Raw genomic sequence first — 19,261 nt, forward strand, 5'->3', positions numbered from 1 at the left:
AGACTTACATTTTGTGTAAGTCTTTTTCTTGTACATTGTTAATGTTTTACCTATAAATATATTTATCCGATAATCTTAACAGAACTTCTGCCATTGGCTGATTTGATTACCTGAATTTGTGTAGTTATCCGTTCTTTCATTTCTTCTACGTGAGATATTACGCCGATTTTTCTTCCTTGTGTTTGCAGATTATCCAATGCATCCATGGCTACGCTGAGGGTGTCAATATCCAAGGCTCCGAAGCCTTCGTCAATGAAAAGCGATTCAATTTTCATCTTGTTCGACGAAAGAGACGAAAGGCCAAGAGCAAGTGCCAATGATATCAAGAAAGATTCTCCACCCGATAAAGAATGTACAGAACGAACTTCTCCCAACATATCATTATCTACGACTTGGAGAGCCAATGTATCGGGAATTTTCTCAAGGCTATAACGTTTCGTCAATTCCTGAAGGTGCTTATTTGCGTAGCTAAGCAATATATCCAAAGTATATCCTTGGGCGATCGTTTTAAACTTATTCCCGTTAGCTGAGCCTAGAAGATCATTCAGTTTCGACCAATTTTCATAAAGTTCTGATTTTTCATCCTTTTCTTTCTCAAATGTTTTGATCTGCTCTTTTCCCTTCTCATGACTTAAAAGAGCAACTTCGATCTCAGACAATCGTTTGCTTATATTTTCAGTTTGTTCTGCTATATTATTCAATTTTGAAGACAGAAAATCTCCAGTTTCCTCTTCTGTTGGCTTATCTTCTGATTCTGAATGTTTAAGAATTCGATTTCTACGTTCATTCAATGTAGCCTCTGCAGTAAGTCGTTTGTTTTGTATTTCAGAAAGATATTGTTTCTCCTGATTGATCCAATCTCTTGATTTAGAAATCAGATCTTTCAATATTTCAGCAGTTATCTGATGCTTCTCATTTCGAAGCCATTCTTGGATATGAGTTTTAAGATGCTCTATTTCATTCTTATTGACCTCTGAAATCTGTTTTTGTTGTTCTGTCTTTCCGTTGAGAGCAGATTTTTGAACTTCGATCTTTTCTTTCTCGGCATTCAGTTTATCCAGTTGTTTTGCCTGAGCCTCTCTTGTGTTGGTATACTCTTTTTCAACATCTTCTACCGCTTTCCCATTTAAAAGTAACCTGCGTTGTTCTTTGTTCTTATTGTGAAGATCTTCTTCTATCCGATATGCTTTTTCTTTATTCGATAAGGTATCCTTAATCGGAGTTTGCGCTTTCTCTTCAGTAACGAGCTTCGCCGAAATATTTTCAAGTGTTAATGCAGAACCTTCCAATCTTTTTTTATTGTCATTCCACATAGAGGCTAAACGAGTCAGATCTCTCCCTAAAGTTCCAGCTTCTAGCATGGTTTCCCAATCCGATATCAAGCTTAAATTATCTTTCAGACCATTATAAGAATTGACATATTGCTCTTCAAAATTTTTGATGTAAGTTTCGAATTCAGTAATGCCTTTCTGGGCTTGCTCAATCTGAAGTTTTAGTTTGTCAATATTGTTTTGTACTTTTTGCTTATTTGCTTCCAGTTCTTCTTCGTTTATTTTTTGCGATTGCTCTATATTAGCTTTGAAAGGATGATGGATGCTACCACATACTGGGCAAGATTCTCCTTCTATCAGTTTATGCCGAAGATTGATTATCTCTGTAGGAAGAAGATTATTCAATCGTTCAGCTTCATCTTCTAGACCTTTTAGCTGTTTTAGGTAAGTGGATAACATGGATCTGTTTGTACTCAAACTTTCCGACGCATTATCTTTTTGTTTTCGAGCAGAATAGGTGCTGTTTATCAGATTTTCGATCAGATCTACCTTCATGACAATGGTTTTATATTTATCATTTTCTGAAAACCATTTTTCCAGTTGTGTCTTTTCTTTGGCTACTTTATCCCGTGATTCTTTTAGGCTCGTTATAGTTTGTTCGGAAGCTGAAAATTGTTTTCTGTAAGTCTCCAATTCATGTTTCAATTCCGACAATTTCTCAATCGATGTACGGATTTTCAAATCAAGCTCTTTAGCTAGATTTATATCAGGCTTTATGCTGTTGTATTTTGTGTCTGTTTCTTCTAAAGCCGATTTTGCATTAATTAGGTTCTTAGTAATATTTGCTAGTTGTTCAGATGTTTTGATTAGGCTTGCCTCATTGTTTTCTATTTCAGCTTGTATTCTTTTCTGCTCTTGACTTTTATTGAAACATTCGATATATGAATCTCTAATCTCAAGAGATTTGTCTATCATATCCATGTACTCGTAACGCGGGCTAGCGTCTCGTATATTCAGTAGAATAGCGTCAAACGATTTCTCAGCTTGACTGAGCTCTAGCTTCAATTGTTCATCTTGTTTGATCCATGCTAGTTTTTTATCAATTTGCCTAGTCTGTATTTTGAATGGTTCTAATTCCTCTTTCTTTGCTTTCCGTTCATTTATAAGAACATCCAATTCTTCATCCGATAGAAGCTTAATATCTTTCATCCGTTGCATAACCAGATCGAAAGCATGCTTTGCTTCGGTCGTTTTCTGATAAATAGAAACTGATATCTTGGAATATATTTCTGTTCCAGTAAGTTTTTCCAGTAATTCTGCTTTTTCGCTTGATTTGGCTTTGAGGAAATTGGCAAAATCACCTTGTGCGAGTAACACAGCACGTGTAAATTGATCGAAAGTCAAACCGATCAGTTCAATAATACGGCTAAGTAAATTACTCTTAGTGCCTTGTTCTTCCTTGTTTGTAGTTAAATTGTCAAGTTTAATAGAAGTCGCTTGTAATGCTCCATCAGCTTTCCCACGAGCACGTCTTACCATCCATCTCGAACGATACTTGTCTCCATTGAGTGCTATAAAATCGACTTCTGCATATCCTTCACTTGTACCTCTTCTGAGTATGTTTCGGCTATCTTTTTGCGTAATAGTTTTGTCTTCTATATCGTGTACGTTGACAGAAACTTCGGCTTTGTTCAATCTCGGAGCATTGTCGAAAAAAGCAAGACAGAGTGCATCCAGAATAGTCGATTTGCCGGCGCCAGTTTGCCCGGTAATAGCAAATATTCCCGATGATTTTAGCGGCTCTTCTGTAAAATCAATCTCAAACTCGCCTTCCAGCGAAGCTAAGTTCTTTCCTCTGATTGCTAATATTTTCATATATTGATTTCGTGTATCACAGTTTGTAACAAAGATTTCATTTTATCGGGCATTTCACTCCCATAACGACGCGCATAGATATCGTCTGCCATCTCTATCGGATTGATAGTCTTTAACTCTTCGTAAGTAATCGCTTTAGCTTCCCGATCAGACTTTACTCTGAAAGGAACAGCACTCGCCAGCCGAACGGCTTTACCTTGCAACGCTACTTCTATCTGATTACGCATCGAGGGTTCGGGCTCTGTCAGTAAGACTTTCAATTCCAAGTAAGGGGATGATTTTGTAATCTCCCCATCGGGTAGAGCTCTTATCTCCTCTAATACGTCAGCTAAAGGCCTAGGCTCTTTCGGTAAGCTTATTAAACCAGCTAGAGGCGCGAAATCTATACGTTCGATGCTTTTTAGCTTATTATTTTCGATCTCAATAAGGTTAACCCCTTGTTTATAATATTTCTCAGAAAAAGACATGGGCAAGGGACTTCCCGAATAACGCACATTTTCTCTTCCCGATACGCGTTGTGCTTTATGTAAATGCCCTAACGCTGTATACACAATATCCGATCTGTCAAATACTTCGGGCGATATACATTCCAGACCTCCGATAATAGTTCGTTCCGATCGATCATTTTCCGAAACTTCCGATCCAGTTGCTTGCAGATGTCCCATAACCACAACAGGTATATCATTGTCTTTCACTAGTTGCAATTCAGAGTGTAGCTTATCATAGAGTGCAGTAACTCCTTTTGAGTAGCTCTCAGCATTTGGATAATCTCCCTGGCGAAGATAAGGCACAGTCAAACACCAAGCTCGTATTTCGTCCTCCTTGTATATAGGAACAAGTAATTGATGATAATCAATTTCTCCTTCTACTGTTTTTCGGACTACTCCCTTTACATGAATATTCATCTCTTCGAGCAAAGGTGTAGGAGCTTCCAATCGACCTGCTGAGTCATGGTTGCCAGCTATGATAATAATTTGCAGATCGGAATTTTCGGCTGTGACTTCACGCAGAAAACGATAATATATTTTTTGCGATTCGGCAGAAGGATTCGGGCTGTCGAAAATATCGCCAGCAACGAGGAGTACATCTACTTGATGGCCTTTAATGGTCTTTTTCAGCCAATCGAAGAAGTAAATATGTTCTTCTTTTCTATCATATCCGAAGAAATATTGACCTATATGCCAATCGGTTGTATGTATTAACTTCATACTTACTATTCCTAAATTTGATAAACTAGATTATCTCCATCAAATTTAATAAAAATAAAGATAATGGTTTAGAATATGGCCTTAGTCTTGGTGTCTAATATTTCGTCTTCATAGATTGATTTTGGATTAATAAACTTTATTTAACAAATTGTTAAAGTTTATTTATTCTTACTACCTTAGCAGATATTTAAGAAATTATACGAATAAGTCGGAATAATATCGAATGATAAATGAAGGTGAATACATACAGAGATTAGCATTAGGAGATCACGATGCTTTCCGTTATGTTTTTATGAAGTATTTCCCAAAAATGAAATATTTTATAGCACATCTTGTTAAATCAGAGGCTATAGCAGAAGAATTATCTCAGGATGTATTTGAAAAGATATGGAGGAATAGGTCTGAATTGTCAGATTTACGAACTTTGAGTTCGTATTTATATAGAATGTCTAAAAATATTGCGATCAACCATATTGAACATAAGTATGTTGAAAGAAATTATGTTCAAGATTACAAAGTAGAGTTTGATTTTTCGTTAGAGGATCAATTGGATGCAAATGAGATGAAATTGCTGATTATGCTCGAAGTTGAAAAAATGCCTGAACAAAGGAAAAGAATCTTTGAAATGAGTAGATACGAAAATGTTAAAAACGAAGAGATCGCTGAAAAACTTAATATATCAAAAAAAACTGTCGAAAATCATATAAACTTAGCATTGAAGCAGATTCGGAAAACTTTAAATTTTATAACAGCATTTATTTTTTAAATTTTTTAAATTTTCGATTGGGTGTAAAGGCTTCTTCGCTTGTCTTATATATAAAAGCAGGAAGTTATGTCGCAAATACGTCAGATTATAAGGAAATATTTTTATAATACACAAGCTCCTCAAACTCGTGTGTTTTTTGCTAGCTGGCTGAAAAATAAGAAATCAGTTGAAGAAAAAGATGAAGTGCTTCGTGAAGTATGGGACGAATTAGATATTGCTTCTGACCAATCTACAGAAGACTCATTTACTCAGTTTAAGCAGCGAGTTATATTGGGATATGAAGAACCAATTCGTTCGAAAAATACTATTCCTCTATATCGCAGATTACTACGAATAGCATCTATTCTTGTCATACCTTTCATCTCGATTGTAACTGCCTATATATATGTTGAGAATAGTAAAGGATCAGCCGGATCGGTGGAATTGGTTGAATACTTTGTACCTTATGGAGAAGTTCGAGAAGTCGTCTTACCCGATTCATCAATAGTAAAACTCAATTCGGGTAGTTTATTGATCTATCCCAAAACATTTTCAGGAAAAACTCGAGATCTATATCTGAATGGTGAAGCTTTGTTCTCAGTAACGCATAAAGAAGAACAACCATTCATAGTGAAGACTGTAGATATGGATATTGAAGTTTTGGGGACAGTATTCAATGTGTCTTCTTATCATACGAGCGAGAGAATAACAACAACGTTGGAAACCGGCAAAGTTAGTGTAACACTAAAGAATAAAGGTACAAAGCCAATAATATTATTTCCTGAAGAGCAAATCTTGCTAGACCGGACGACTGGAGAAACAATTGTCAAAATGGTTAATGTAGAGAATACCGTCGCTTGGCAGAATGGTTATCTGATGGTAGAAAGTCTAAATATACGTGATATATCCCAAATATTGGAAAGAAAGTACGATGTGAATATACGTCTCAATACGGATAAGTTTGACCACCAGTATGTGACTGCTAAATTTAAGAATGATGAAAGCTTACTAGAAAGTATGTCGGTTTTACAACAATTAATACCAGGAATGAGATACAAAGTAGAAGCAAATAATGTTTATATATATTAAGAAAATGAAATAAAAAGGCCCAATAGAAATCTATACTAAGAAACCATAATGAAAAATAATATGCTATGAAGAAAAGAGCCAGAGAGCCTGATGCAATAACCTCCCTGGCTTGAAATCGATGAATTTTAACCGTTCAAATAACAGAATACCCTGAATTTAAACTAATATTCACCAAAAACACTTTAACAAAAGTATGAAAATAATAAATTGTTTATTCCGACAATTTAGGAAAATAACGACTTATGTAATACTCTTATTATTCCTATCAATCAATTTAAATGCTCAAGATCAGAAAATAAAGTTTTCTAAAGAGCAAATGACTATTCGAACTGCTTTTGAAGAAATCGAGAAGCAAACTAATTACACAATAGCTTACAATGAATCTTTAGTAGATGTTGATAAGACTATTGTTGAAAAAACAAAAGATCTGACCCTTCAGCAAGCGTTGACTAATATACTAAAAAATACTGATGTAACTTTCAAAATTCAAGGAAAACAAATCCTTATAGTGAAAGAAGTTACTCAATCAGCACCCAAAGAATACAAGGGCGTTATAGTTGATGAGGCTGGCGAAACAATTATCGGAGCCAGTGTATCGATTAAAGGTAACCGAAATATTGGAACCATAACAGATATTGATGGAGCTTTTACATTGAAAGCTCCCGTAGGATCAATATTGCTAATCTCTTATGTAGGATTTATTCCTCAAGAAATAGTACTGAATGAGAATGAAACTACGTTAGATATACTTCTTAAAGAAAATAATCGAGTTTTGGATGAGGTTGTTGTTACTGCTCTAGGTATCAAACGTTCAGATAAAGCGCTAACTTATAATGTGCAAAAATTGAAAGGAGATGATCTTCTAAACACAAAAGAAGTCAGTGTGCCAAATGCTTTGGTCGGTAAAATAGCAGGTGTTACGGTTAATCAAGGTGCTTCGGGAATCGGAGGCTCTACGAAAGTAGTTATGCGTGGTAGTAAATCAGTCAGTGATGGAGGAAACAATAATGCACTTTATGTTTTAGATGGTATTCCTTTACCAGATTTACTCCCAAGAAGAGGAGGAACTTCTAATGGACAATATGGAGGTGTAGATGAAGGTGATGGTATCTCGAGTTTGAATATGGAAGACTTCGAAGAAATTACTGTATTGACAGGTCCATCAGCAGCAGCTCTTTATGGAGGACAAGCTGCAAATGGTGTTATAATGTTGACGTCCAAACAGGGAGGACTAAAAGATGGTAAACCAAGAATTACATTCTCTCATTATACAGACTTTTATACTCCAGCTCTCTTACCGGAATTACAAAATTCGTATGGAAGCCGTCCTGGAGAATTTTCTAGCTGGGGGCCAAAATTAGCTAATAATAAAAATTATGATCCGGCAGACTTTTTTGATACTGGAGTAAGTTTTTCAAATAGTGTAGGACTGCAATTCGGAAATGAGAAAAATAAAACTTACATATCGCTTGCGGCTTACAATGCTGATGGTATAATACATAACAACAAGATAGACAGATATAACGTTACATATAATGGTATGTATGATATTACCAACAATTTGACTCTAGCTGCAACAATGATGTATGCTAACAAGAGAAGTCAAAATATGGTATCGCAGGGTGAATATTACAACCCGATAGTACCTATTTACTTATTCCCTCGTGGAGATGAAATAGATAAATATAAATCTTTTGAACGTTATGATCCAGATAGAGGATTTGCGACTCAATTCTGGCCGTATGGCGATCAGAAAAGAAATATACAAAATCCATATTGGATAACACGTCGTAATTTCAATACTTATAAAGATAATCGTCTAATACTAGGGGCAAATTTAAAATATACATTTAACGACTGGATCAATATATCTGCTCGTTATAGAATTGATCGTAATACAAAATTAAATGAGCTAAAGAACTATGCCAGTACAAATCTATTGTTAACCTCTGGGTCTGATAAAGGGTCCTTTTTGCGCGCAACAGATGAAAATAAGAGCGAATATGCTGATATTCTCGTTAATATTCAGAAACAAGTGTCAGATTTTGAATTTGTTGTTAATGCCGGAGCTAGTTTGACAAGAGCGAAGAATAATTATACAGCCAATTCTAATAAACTGGAATTTGGTGCTCCTTTAGCTACTGTTCCTAACAAGTTTACATTAGATAACTTAAGTCCTGAACCTCAGTATCAAGCAGGTGGAAGATATGAGAATCAATCCGTATTCTTAAGTGCTTCAATAGACTATAAACGTAAAATATTTTTGGATTTGACTGGACGTGCCGAATGGACTTCGATGATGGCAAATACTCCTAGCTATAGCGACTTCTATCCTTCAGTTGGGTTATCTACTATTATTACAGAGTGGATTAAAATACCTGAAAATATTTTAAGCTTTTCTAAATTTAGAGTTTCCTATGCTGAAGTTGGTAATGTACCTCTTGGCCTGATAGGTGTCACTTCTACGTCTTATCCAATTAGTCCAGGTGGAGGTGTTAGTATTAATGCAGATCTGCCTATTACTGATCTTAAATTTGAAAGAACTAGATCGTATGAAGTAGGATTAACATCTCGCTTTCTAAATAATAAATTAGGCTTTGATATTACTTATTATAATTCAAATACATTTGATCAGCTATTTAAGTTTAGAGCTCCGGTTGGAAGTGGTTACGAAAACTTTTATGTGAATGCCGGTAAAGTAAATAACTATGGTATTGAAGCTGCGATTGATGCTGATCTTAAGTTTGGAAATGTAGGTTATTCTCCGATGTTAACCTTTACTTATAATAAAAATAAAATCAAAGAGTTGGTTAAGAATGAGAAGAATCCAATCAGCGGAGATGTGATGAACTATGATCGTATCGAGCCATCAGCAGGTTTGGCATCATTTCGTAATTATCTAGATGTCGGAGGCTCAGTAGGTGACATGTTCGTGAATTCGTTCGTTAAAGATGGTAATGGCTATGTTTATGTGAACCCGAATACAATGCAAATGTTGGTTGATAACCAAAGTCTTATTTATGCGGGTAATTCTAATCCAGATTACAGCATAGGTTTTAATAATACATTTACCTATAAAGGATTCTCTTTGTCTTTCTTGGTTGATGCTCGGATTGGAGGAAAAGTTGTTTCGGCTACACAAGGAATCCTAGACTCGTATGGTGCTTCTAAAGCAAGTGCTATTGCCAGAGATAATGGCGGTGTTTTGGTTAATGGTGTTCGTATGGATGCTGAATCTTACTACCAACAAGTAGGTGGAGGCGCAGGAGTTCTCTCTAACTATGTATATGATGCCACTAATATTCGTTTGAGAGAGGCTTCTCTTTCATACATGTTTGCGAAACCTCTTATTTGTGGAGTCGTTAAAAATTTAACTATATCATTGACTGGACGTAATCTATTTATGATCTATAATAAAGCTCCTTTCGATCCGCAGCTGACTTCTTCGGTAGGTACTTTCTATCAGGGAATCGACTACTTCTTAATGCCAAACATTCGCAGTTTTGGACTAAATGTTAGATTTACTCTGTAACAATTTAACTGACTAATAAAATGAAAAAATACTATTTAAACATAAAGGCAAACTTAATTATACTAGTATCTGTATTGATTCTAGGCTCTTGTACAGATGACTTTGAGAAAATCAATCAAGATCCTAATGCTGCTACTGAAGAGGAACTAGGTTATGATAACCTAGGTGTTGGTTCTTTAATTACACAAATTCAATATCAAATATTCCCATGTGTAACAAAAGACCAAAATGTTGATGTCAATAACTATCAAAAGATGCTCAGCTTGGCAGGAGATGTGTATTCCGGACATCAAGGAGCTTCGAACAAGTTTGATAATAACGGATCAAACAATACGACTTATAACATGACCCCTGATTGGTATAGTGTTGCTTATAATCTAGGTTATCAACATTATATGACACCGTGGTATAACCTTTTTCAGAAAAAGACGATAAGTCCTGAAGCATTTGCTGTTGGACTAATAATGAAGGTTTATGGTATGCATCGAATAACAGATATGTATGGTCCTATTCCTTATAAGGACTTTGTGCCAGCTTCCGTTGTACCTTTCACATCGCAAGATGTTGTGTATGATACCTTCTTTGCCGAGCTGGATGAGGCTGTAGTTATCTTGGAAGATTATATCAAAAAAAATCCAACAGGAAGATCATTAAAAGAGTATGATAAAATATACGAGAGTGATTTTAATAAATGGATATTATTTGCTAATTCGCTAAAGCTTAGACTTGCAATTCGTATTGTATATGCAGACGAAGCAAAAGCTAAACAAAAAGCGGAAGAAGCTATTAAAGCAGGTGTCCTTGCGTCGAATGAAGATAATGCGATAATTCGTGTGAATGGAACATCAACAGTCAACCCTCTATATATGATTTCTGATTCATATGGTGACACACGTTTAGGTGCAACAATGGAATCATACTTAAAAGGATATGAAGACCCGAGACTTGAATTACTTTTCAAAGCGTCAGAACTTTCCAATAAAAAAGATTATAACGGAGTGAGAAGTGGTATTGATATCAAAGGAGATGAATATAAAGTATTTTCAATGTTGAATGTTACGGCTGGTACCCCAATTCAGATAATGACAGCTGCGGAAGTATATTTTCTACGTGCAGAGGCAGCTCTGCGTAACTGGAATGCCGGTGGAACTGCTAGATCTTTGTACGAAGAAGGGATTAGAACAGCCTTTGCTCAACCGATGGGCGCTTCTCAAGGTAATGCAGGAGATGCTGAAAATTATATAAAAGGAAACTCGCTACCAATATCATATAAAGACATAGTTACTTCTGGAAATAGCTATTCTGAAGTGGGGCAGGTGTCTGTTGCATGGGATGAATCTGTCGGAAAAGATAGATTATTAGAAAAAATTATTACTCAAAAATGGATTGCACTATATCCTGATGGACAAGAAGCCTGGAGTGAATTCAGAAGAACTGGTTGTCCGAGAGTGATTCCAGTAAAAGAGAATAAAGGGAATAATATAATAGATACTGAAAGACAAATTGCAAGATTGCCCTATCCTAACAGTTTAAGCGGAGATTACCCAGAACTATACCCTGAGGCATTGAAACTACTAGGCGGATTGGATACTGGTGGTACAAAATTGTGGTGGGATAAAAGAACAGATAAACCATATCAGAAATAAATTTATTTGACTGTAATTAAAATACGTTTTTATGAAAAAGAATTTATTAATAACTATATATTGCCTGCTTCTTGTTATGTTCGCGAGTTGTGAATCTTGGACAGATGTTGAAGCAGATGTATTGCCCGAAACGCAAATCTCATCATTGACTCCAGAGGAAGAGGCTGCCCTGATTGAATATAAAAATTCAGACCATAAATTGTTTTTTGCCTGGTTTAATTATACACCTGAAAATCCATCTATGCAGAGCAGAATATCAGGTATACCGGATAGTCTTGATATAGTTTCTTTCTTTACAGGTTACGTAGATAATGAACAGAATAGACGAGATGTTAAATTCCTTCAAGAACGAAGAGGTACAAAAGTATTAGTGACAATGTGGCCTGATCCATATTTTAGTACAAAAGGAGCAGGAAGTCATGATCTTGATTCGATGAAAATTTATGCTAGAAATCTAGCTGAATCTGTTATCGAATGGGGATTAGATGGTTTTGACCTAGACTATGAACCAAATTTTGGAGGTGATGAATACTTTCAAGATATGATGAGAACCTTTATTGATGTTATGAGCGAATATATGGGCCCAATGTGTAAAGAAGAATACAAAGTAAATGGTAAACACAGATTATTGGTAGTAGATGGACAGTGGAAAGATGCCGAGTATGCCGATCGTTTCGACTATTTTATTGGTCAAGCATATGATACAAAAAATGCGGGACAGTTGGATCAAAGATTATCAGGAGGAGGTAGTGATTTCGGAATCGGATTTCCTAACGAAAAAAGAATTTTTACCGAATGGACTAGTGATGCAAACAACTATTTTGGGCATGGAGGAGATAAATATACTTACTTCAATAAAGAAACGAATGAAGAAGAATCTATACCAAGTTTATGGGGAATGGCTCATTATGCTACTGAAGGAGAGATTGCAGGCTGTGGAGTTTATGTATTACAGTTTGCCTATGCCGAAGGTAATCACATGAACAAGCCTACTCCACCTAACAACTATTTTTATGCAAGAGAGGCTATTCAAATAATGAATCCAGCAACTCTAAAACGAGTGCCAGCTCCGAATGAAAAATGAAGTTTAAACTAAAGATCAAAGAAAATGAAAATACTATCAAAAAAATATATACTAATTTTATTGAGCCTTGTATCTCTTGTCATATTTGAGGCATGTAGCGAAGATGTTGATGTAGAAGCGGTATATATTACTGCTGCAGAAAAAAGTAAAACTGTAAGTTTTTCTGCTAGAAACAATGGAGACAATATGGGTATAACTGTATCTACTTCATTAGTTGCAAACTCAGAAGTCGAAGTGCTTCTTTCAATTGATAATTCATTAGTTGAAAAGTATAATAGCGAGAATGGAGAATCATTCCAATCTCTACCTGAAGGAACTTGTTCTTTGTCAGAAACTAAATTGGTTGTAGCAACCGGTACTTATCGATCAGATGCAATAAAGTTGGTCGTTAATGATGTTGAGAAAATAGGAAAGGGGCTAAACTATCTAGTTCCAGTAAAATTGACAAGCAAAAATGGAAATTATCCATCATTGCCGGGAAGTGATGTGTTATATGTCATAATCAATAGGACTTTATTGATGAATGTTCCTACGTTCAATGGGGGAAACTGCTTGAAAGTTAATTTTAAAGATCAAGATGTTAGTCGTTTACAGAATTTAGAGTCGTTTACCTTGGAAGCCAGGGTAAGTATGTGGGATTTCCCTAAATATTATCAAGGAAATCTGATGGGTATTCTCGGATTCCCTGAGGACGAAAATCTTGACTTGAATGCATGGTTGTTTGTTGATGGAACACCCGACAGAGTCGGCGGTGCAGGAAATATACCAGTATTTATGTTTGGCGTAAGAAAATGGGCTTTGTATGCCGGAAAACTAGGATACACAATCGAAAGAGATACATGGTATCATATTGCAGGAGTTTATTCTAATAACACGTTGAAGTTATACATTAATGGAGAGTTGTTTACAGAAGCAGAATATAGCAAAAAAGTATCATTTACTAACAATTTCTATATTGGTGGTGCGCCAGGTGCCCAATCAGGTAATCCTTTCTATCTAAAAGGGTCTGTGAGTGAGGCTAGACTTTGGAGAAGAGCCTTATCTTCAGCAGAATTAAGAAATCCTCTGCATCAATGTTTTGTTGAGTCTGATAGTGAGGGGCTTGAAGGGTATTGGAAATTAGATGATAATTCTAATACATGTAAAGATTATTCTGGAAATGGACATGATGCGGTTATAATAGGATCAGGAGATTTAAAATGGACTGAAGGAGTTCCATGCCCTAACTAATAAAAATAAAAGAGGAATCAGATCATTGAGATTTGATTCCATACTTAAAAAATTAAATGCTTTAAAATTGTATTATGAAAAATATACTTTTGATATTTGTTGCCATATTAGTACTATCTGGTTTTGTAGCTTGCAGCGATGATGATGGTAATGGGGATATAAATATGAAAATTGAGGAAGTTCATTTCACTGCAAGAGGTGGAGAAACAGAGCTCAACCCCAAAGTGTCGGGATCTTTCAATGTCTCTTCGGATCAAGAATGGATCAAAGCACGTGTTGAAAAAGGTGTTATTAAACTCGAAGTACCTCCATTTATTAGTGGAAAAAAACGGAAAGGCAGTATAGAAATTACGAGCAGAACATCTTCTCGTGAAATTCAAATTGTTCAATTGTCAGATATATTGGAGATTAACGGTGATAAGTTGATGGAAACTTCAGTAAATGAAGAGTTGGTGCATAAATTCTCAATAAAAAATACTTTTGATGATAGCTCATTATCACGAGTTAAATTGTGTTTGAAAGACGAAGAAAATGCAAGTTGGTTGAAAGCCGAATTCTCGAGTAGAAATGAAGTAACTGTAACTAAAAAAGTAGATCCAAAGAGGATACCCAGGCTTGCAGTTATATATTTAGTTGTAGAAGGAGATACAGAAACAACAATTACTGACTCTCTGATGGTAGATGTCACCTATACAGCTTCAGACTTTGTTAATACAAAGTGGGTAGCTTCCTTTGTAAATAATAAATCTGTAGCCTTTGAACAGGAAGTCGAAATTGTAGCTGGTGAATATGGTAGTATGTACATAAAAGGTTTATCTGCATATGAGAATTCTATAAAATCAGTTGAAATCCCATTTCGTTACGCTTCATGGAATAAGACTATATCTTTAGTTGTTAGTAATAGATATTCGTCTCCTCTTATAACTGAGGATGATAATAGAGAAATCTACTTCCTTGGTTCTACTAAGAAACTTCCATCATATGAGTTGACGGATGATAATATACCTGATAGCTATATTGGAGTTATGAATATTGAAGGAGGAAATGTAATATTAGACTTTTCCGAATACAAATATGCACCATCTTGGTTACAAGGATTCAGTTATGATATGAATGGGTTCGTATTCCGTGCATATAAGAATGAAGGTATGGATGAGTATTATACTCCGAAACTAATACCTATTGAAACGACTAGATGGTTATTGAACTTTAAATTAACCTTGATTAAAGAATAACAAAAGTTAAAGTACCTTCCTTATAGCAAATGCCCGATATATCTTAATTGATAATATCGGGCATTATTTTAGAAGAAATATTCTTTATCAACCGAAGTAATACAACGATTTCTAGTTGGAATGACTGTCGGAGTAAGCTTTTACAATTTGCAGTAAAATAACTAATTTTTCACAAAGGTTTTATTTGAAGGAGATAGTAATCTCTTCACCTGAATAATCTACAGTCTTTTGTGATCCATCTTGTAAAACGATAGTAAATTTTCTTTTGTCAATCATTCCTGCAAAAGAACCTTTTCGTTTTCCTATTGTTAATTTGTGACTCTTATTTTCCCATGAGATAGGTATTTCTGTATAATCACCTTTCTCGTAATTGTAATTGTCAAATTCATCTTCATAAAGTGTAAAGTATCCATCAGCACCCTCGTATATCTTTAATGTAAGATTATCCCATTTCTTTTCTGTTGCATATTGCACTTTTGGTCCTATTGGTATAATACTGCCAGCTTTGATATAAAGAGGAATCATGTCGAGAGTCGTTTTTATGGTAATTTCCTGTCCTCCGTTATGTTTCTCATTAGTCCAGTAATCATACCAAATAGTACCTTTGGGTAAGTAAACTTTTGCTGACTTTATTTCTTTAAAATCTACAGAGCTATTACTATCGCTATTATTCGAATCTTTTTTATCCCAGCCTTCTTTTTCATCAACTTTGATAAAAGTTTCCGGTGTATATTGAGCTTCCAAAATTGGAGCTACAAGAATCGACTTACCGAACATAAATTGATCATTCATATCCCAAACTTTTTTGTCATTGCTGAAATCCATAACTAAAGCACGCATAAAGCTAGATTGTCGATGTGTAACATCCCAAGCCGTAGAGTAGATATAAGGTAGTAATGAATAGCGTAGATTGATAGCATTTTCGATAGCATCATAAACAGGTTCGCCTTTCTCGCCAAAATAATATATTTCTCGTTTCAAATCCGTACCGTGCGAACGCATCATTGTATTAAATACCCCTTGTTGAAGCCAGCGAACATACAACTCTTGGTAAGACGGATTTTTGGTGGCGCTTCCATCATTCCATGTATTATTATAATGTCCAGCAAAAAAGCCGCCAATATCTGAGTTGAAATTAGGATTACCAGTCAGTGTGAAGTTTAAACCTGCAGGAACTTGATTGCGCAATGATTCCCAAGAAGAAGAAACGTCGCCAGACCAAACATTCGCACCATAGCGTTGCTGTCCAGCAAAAAAAGAGCGTGTGAGGATAAATACTCGTTTGTCAGATGTAGTGGCACGCTGATTATTATACACACCACCTACTGCCATCAGAGGATAGGCATTGCGTACTTTTCTGAAAGATCCTAAGTGTGTTTGAGTATCGAAGTCTTCAGGCTTCCAGTTATAATGATCAGGCTCTGTTGAATCCATCCACCAGCCATCCATTCCCAGTGTAAATAAACCTTCATTCATATATTTCCAGTAGATATCACGAGCTTTTGGGTTATATGCATCGTATACGCGTACACCTGAAGGATAGTTCATATCGGGTGGCCATCTGTCTGCTAAACCTGATTCTGGCCATGTCTTAAAGTTGAAAAGCATATTATTTGCATCTAGTTCTCGGTAAGGTTTAGTCATCGGACCAAACGAAGACCAAATTGAAATCATAATATGTGCATTTTGTTCATGCACTTTATCTATCATTTGTTTCGGGTTGTTAAAATCAGGATTCAGAAAATCCATAGCATTCCACAGATAGTTATTACCCCAATATTGCCAATCTTGGATTATCCCATCCAATGGAACTCCTGATTTGCGATATCGATTTACTACTTCTAATAATTCTTCCTGACTTTTGTAACGTTCCCTACTTTGCCAGAAACCGTACGTCCAAAGAGGAACCATTGGAACCTGACCCGTCAAAGAACGCATCTGAGCAACTACACCGTCAGCGTTTTCTCCATACATAAAATAATAATCAATACAGTCTCCTACTTCTGATTCGAAACTGGTAATATCTTGATTATCTGTAAACGTTGTAGGAGAGTAGTTGTCCCAATATAATCCGTAACCTTTAATCGATTGGATGAATGGTACTACGTCTTCTACATTGCCTTGTATCAAATATTTTGTCTGATTTCGCTGAGACATTTTTCCATTTTGTAGAATCCCTAAGCCATATATAGCCTCCTCTTTATCAAGAGTGAAACTTTGTTTTATTTTATATGTTTTGACACCAGCATCATCAAAATCAGTGAAAGCTATTCCATTTTCAGCCTCTTTAAGCAACGATTTTCCGTAGCTGTTTGAAAAAAGTACTTGCCCTGATTTTTGGTTTATGGCAACCTCGATTTTATTTGACTTTATTCTTAGATAAGTACCTTTTTCGCTAATACTTAAAGCTGAATTTTCAGGCTGAGCAATAACTGCCAGACTTTCTTTTTTATAGCTATTCTTTAACGGATACTTTATTATCCGAACAGTTGTTGGATTGAAAAACTGAACTTCAATATTAATCGAATTTATATTCGTTTTAATTCCGGTTTCTGTCTTCTCATAAGTTTGGGCAATTAGCTGAATAAAAAGAGAAACAGTGATAAATAATAATAGTATAAGTGATAGCTTTTTCATATTATTTTTTGATATTAAAGTTAGCTTATTTCGAGAACATCCAGTAGTCAAAATACATAATTCTTCCAGGTTTGTCTCCTTTGTATACGAAATATAAATCATGTGCATCAGTAGTCTTAGGAATATTCATACTGACTAGTGCCCATCTGTTATCCCCTCCAGTAAGAGGAATATTTATTGTTCCTAATAATTTACCTTCGGTACTACCTAGTCTGACTTCCATCGTTACATTACCATTGTGGGTAGTTCCTACTCGAGCAGTAAACTTGGTTGCTCCAATTTTTCCGAAATCGACACCTTTTACTTTGCTATATGATCCGTTCTTCTGAGCATTAATGAATACACCTACTTCTTTATTCTGAGAAGCTTTGACTCCTTCAGAAAAAGCAATTGTCTCTGCTTCGTTTTTTCGATAAGGATTTACTGTCATTAACCCCTCCTTTATACCATCAGTCATTCTCATTGGCTGAATTGTGCCATCTACGTTAAAATTAACTTTGTCGACACATACAGAACGTGTAAATCCACTGCCTCCGGGTAGAGCTCCATTATGATAAAATAGGTAAGTATTTCCTTTGTAGTCGATAATTCCTGGATGGTTTGTAAAACTTCTTCCTTCGGTAGGCATCAAGGTTCCTTTGTATTTCCATGGCCCCGTAGGACTATCGCTTATCGAATATCCTAAATGTTCGGGAATAGGTCCTCCTCCCCATAATAAATAATAGAGATTATTACGTTTATATAACCATGGAGCTTCTTCGTACAATGTTGGTCTTTCAGCAATATTACCTTCGCGTTTACCAAAAGCATTCTCTGTCATAGGTATATTAACTATCTCTCCTCTATAAGAAATCATATCGTCATTTAATTTGACGTAGTATAAGTATGGATTGCCCCAATAGAGATAAGCTTGTCCATCATCGTCGATGAAAACCGTTGGGTCTATATCCCCTTTCCCGCTCTGAACCAGAGGCTTGCCAAGTGGATCGATAAAAGGTCCGTAAGGACTATCCGAAACAGCAACTCCAATAGCTGGAGAATTGGTTGCTTTGTTAATAGTGGGTACATACATATAAAACTTTCCATCCCTTTCGACGCATTGTGCTGCCCAAGCATCACCTGCTGCCCAGCTGAAGTCTGTATAAGATAGAACAACACCATGATCGGTCCAGTTTACCATATCAGTTGTAGTATATAACTTCCAGTTATTCATAACAAACCAGGTTGCATCTTCTTCATCATGGCTTGTGTAAAGATATACCTTGTCGTTGTATACCATTGGAGCCGGATCTGCTGTATACATTGTTTGTACAATAGGATTTTGCGCTAGTATTGGACTTGCGCAGTAGAAAAGTATAATACTTAATAATGAGATTCTAATATTTGTTGCATTCATTGTATATAGTGATTGTTAGTTATCTAAATTTTGACAATTGGGTCTCAATTGTCTGCTTTACATTTCTCGAAAAGTCCCCTATCTTGATAGTGAGGCCAGAAGGAGACTTTTCAAGAAAATTATCATTCTATAAAAAACCTTGTCCGACAGTACCCTGTCCTCAACGGATGTAGCATCTGCCATTATTTATTAATTCTATGCTTCTAGGTTTGTTTTAATGATATTGATGTAAAAGTACTTAAAGATAGTTTTATATATACCTAATAATGTTTCAGATACCATTGCTTATATAACTGTAACATGTGAGTGTATT

General features: G+C 35.6%; 11 protein-coding genes. 7 read left to right on the top strand and 4 right to left on the bottom strand.

Annotated elements, in window-relative coordinates:
* Window positions 1–62 precede the first annotated feature (62 nt).
* Window positions 63–3,146, bottom strand: coding sequence for an AAA family ATPase (locus C1A06_RS06675; protein WP_101689471.1), 3,084 nt, complete (start codon window positions 3,144–3,146; stop codon window positions 63–65).
* Window positions 3,143–4,354 carry an exonuclease SbcCD subunit D gene (locus tag C1A06_RS06680; RefSeq protein ID WP_101689472.1) on the bottom strand — a complete coding sequence of 404 codons (1,212 nt, stop codon included), beginning with the start codon at window positions 4,352–4,354 and terminating at the stop codon, window positions 3,143–3,145. The genes C1A06_RS06675 and C1A06_RS06680 overlap by 4 nt, the downstream gene beginning before the upstream one ends.
* A gap of 223 nt (window positions 4,355–4,577) precedes the next feature.
* Between C1A06_RS06680 and C1A06_RS06685 the strand changes: the two genes are divergently transcribed.
* From C1A06_RS06685 to C1A06_RS06715, 7 genes are all read left to right on the top strand, one after another.
* Entirely contained in the window at window positions 4,578–5,120 is a 543-nt protein-coding gene (locus tag C1A06_RS06685) for an RNA polymerase sigma-70 factor (RefSeq protein ID WP_101689473.1), read from the top strand.
* A gap of 66 nt (window positions 5,121–5,186) precedes the next feature.
* Complete coding sequence (locus tag C1A06_RS06690; protein ID WP_101689474.1) at window positions 5,187–6,188, top strand: FecR family protein; 1,002 nt, start codon at window positions 5,187–5,189, stop codon at window positions 6,186–6,188.
* Between the two features lie 193 nt (window positions 6,189–6,381).
* Complete coding sequence (locus C1A06_RS06695) at window positions 6,382–9,720, top strand: SusC/RagA family TonB-linked outer membrane protein (RefSeq protein ID WP_101689475.1); 3,339 nt, start codon at window positions 6,382–6,384, stop codon at window positions 9,718–9,720.
* A gap of 20 nt (window positions 9,721–9,740) precedes the next feature.
* Entirely contained in the window at window positions 9,741–11,366 is a 1,626-nt protein-coding gene (locus tag C1A06_RS06700; protein WP_101689476.1) for a SusD/RagB family nutrient-binding outer membrane lipoprotein, read from the top strand.
* 31 nt (window positions 11,367–11,397) lie between these two features.
* On the top strand, window positions 11,398–12,450 hold the full coding sequence (locus C1A06_RS06705; RefSeq protein WP_101689477.1) for a glycoside hydrolase family 18: 1,053 nt from the start codon (window positions 11,398–11,400) through the stop codon (window positions 12,448–12,450).
* A 24-nt stretch (window positions 12,451–12,474) separates the two neighbouring features.
* A complete protein-coding gene (locus C1A06_RS06710) occupies window positions 12,475–13,680 on the top strand; it encodes a DUF1735 and LamG domain-containing protein (RefSeq protein ID WP_101689478.1) in 1,206 nt (401 codons plus the stop codon).
* A 74-nt stretch (window positions 13,681–13,754) separates the two neighbouring features.
* Window positions 13,755–14,915, top strand: coding sequence for a BACON domain-containing protein (locus C1A06_RS06715; protein WP_101689479.1), 1,161 nt, complete (start codon window positions 13,755–13,757; stop codon window positions 14,913–14,915).
* Window positions 14,916–15,095: 180 nt separating this feature from the next.
* Here the strand turns inward: C1A06_RS06715 and C1A06_RS06720 are convergent, their stop codons facing one another.
* Together C1A06_RS06720 and C1A06_RS06725 are read right to left on the bottom strand one after the other, a co-directional pair.
* The gene (locus tag C1A06_RS06720) at window positions 15,096–17,552 is read right to left on the bottom strand and encodes a glycoside hydrolase family 31 protein (RefSeq protein WP_101689480.1); all 2,457 of its coding nucleotides are present in this window, start codon (window positions 17,550–17,552) and stop codon (window positions 15,096–15,098) included.
* A gap of 25 nt (window positions 17,553–17,577) precedes the next feature.
* Window positions 17,578–18,948 (bottom strand): glycoside hydrolase family 43 protein, encoded by a 1,371-nt coding sequence (locus C1A06_RS06725; RefSeq protein ID WP_101689481.1) that lies wholly within the window; start codon window positions 18,946–18,948, stop codon window positions 17,578–17,580.
* Window positions 18,949–19,261 lie beyond the last annotated feature (313 nt).

The organism is Dysgonomonas massiliensis (genome assembly GCF_900240225.1).
Classification (GTDB): Bacteria; Bacteroidota; Bacteroidia; order Bacteroidales; family Dysgonomonadaceae; genus Dysgonomonas; species Dysgonomonas massiliensis.

Excerpts from the sequence above, each read along its gene's own strand:
- C1A06_RS06720 (WP_101689480.1), bottom strand. The coding sequence starts at position 17,552 with ATGAAAAAGCTATCACTTATACTATTATTATTTATCACTGTTTCTCTT.
- C1A06_RS06710 (WP_101689478.1), top strand. The coding sequence starts at position 12,475 with ATGAAAATACTATCAAAAAAATATATACTAATTTTATTGAGCCTTGTA.
- C1A06_RS06680 (WP_101689472.1), bottom strand. The coding sequence starts at position 4,354 with ATGAAGTTAATACATACAACCGATTGGCATATAGGTCAATATTTCTTC.
- C1A06_RS06715 (WP_101689479.1), top strand. The coding sequence starts at position 13,755 with ATGAAAAATATACTTTTGATATTTGTTGCCATATTAGTACTATCTGGT.
- C1A06_RS06695 (WP_101689475.1), top strand. The coding sequence starts at position 6,382 with ATGAAAATAATAAATTGTTTATTCCGACAATTTAGGAAAATAACGACT.
- C1A06_RS06725 (WP_101689481.1), bottom strand. The coding sequence starts at position 18,948 with ATGAATGCAACAAATATTAGAATCTCATTATTAAGTATTATACTTTTC.
- C1A06_RS06675 (WP_101689471.1), bottom strand. The coding sequence starts at position 3,146 with ATGAAAATATTAGCAATCAGAGGAAAGAACTTAGCTTCGCTGGAAGGC.
- C1A06_RS06685 (WP_101689473.1), top strand. The coding sequence starts at position 4,578 with ATGATAAATGAAGGTGAATACATACAGAGATTAGCATTAGGAGATCAC.
- C1A06_RS06700 (WP_101689476.1), top strand. The coding sequence starts at position 9,741 with ATGAAAAAATACTATTTAAACATAAAGGCAAACTTAATTATACTAGTA.
- C1A06_RS06690 (WP_101689474.1), top strand. The coding sequence starts at position 5,187 with ATGTCGCAAATACGTCAGATTATAAGGAAATATTTTTATAATACACAA.
- C1A06_RS06705 (WP_101689477.1), top strand. The coding sequence starts at position 11,398 with ATGAAAAAGAATTTATTAATAACTATATATTGCCTGCTTCTTGTTATG.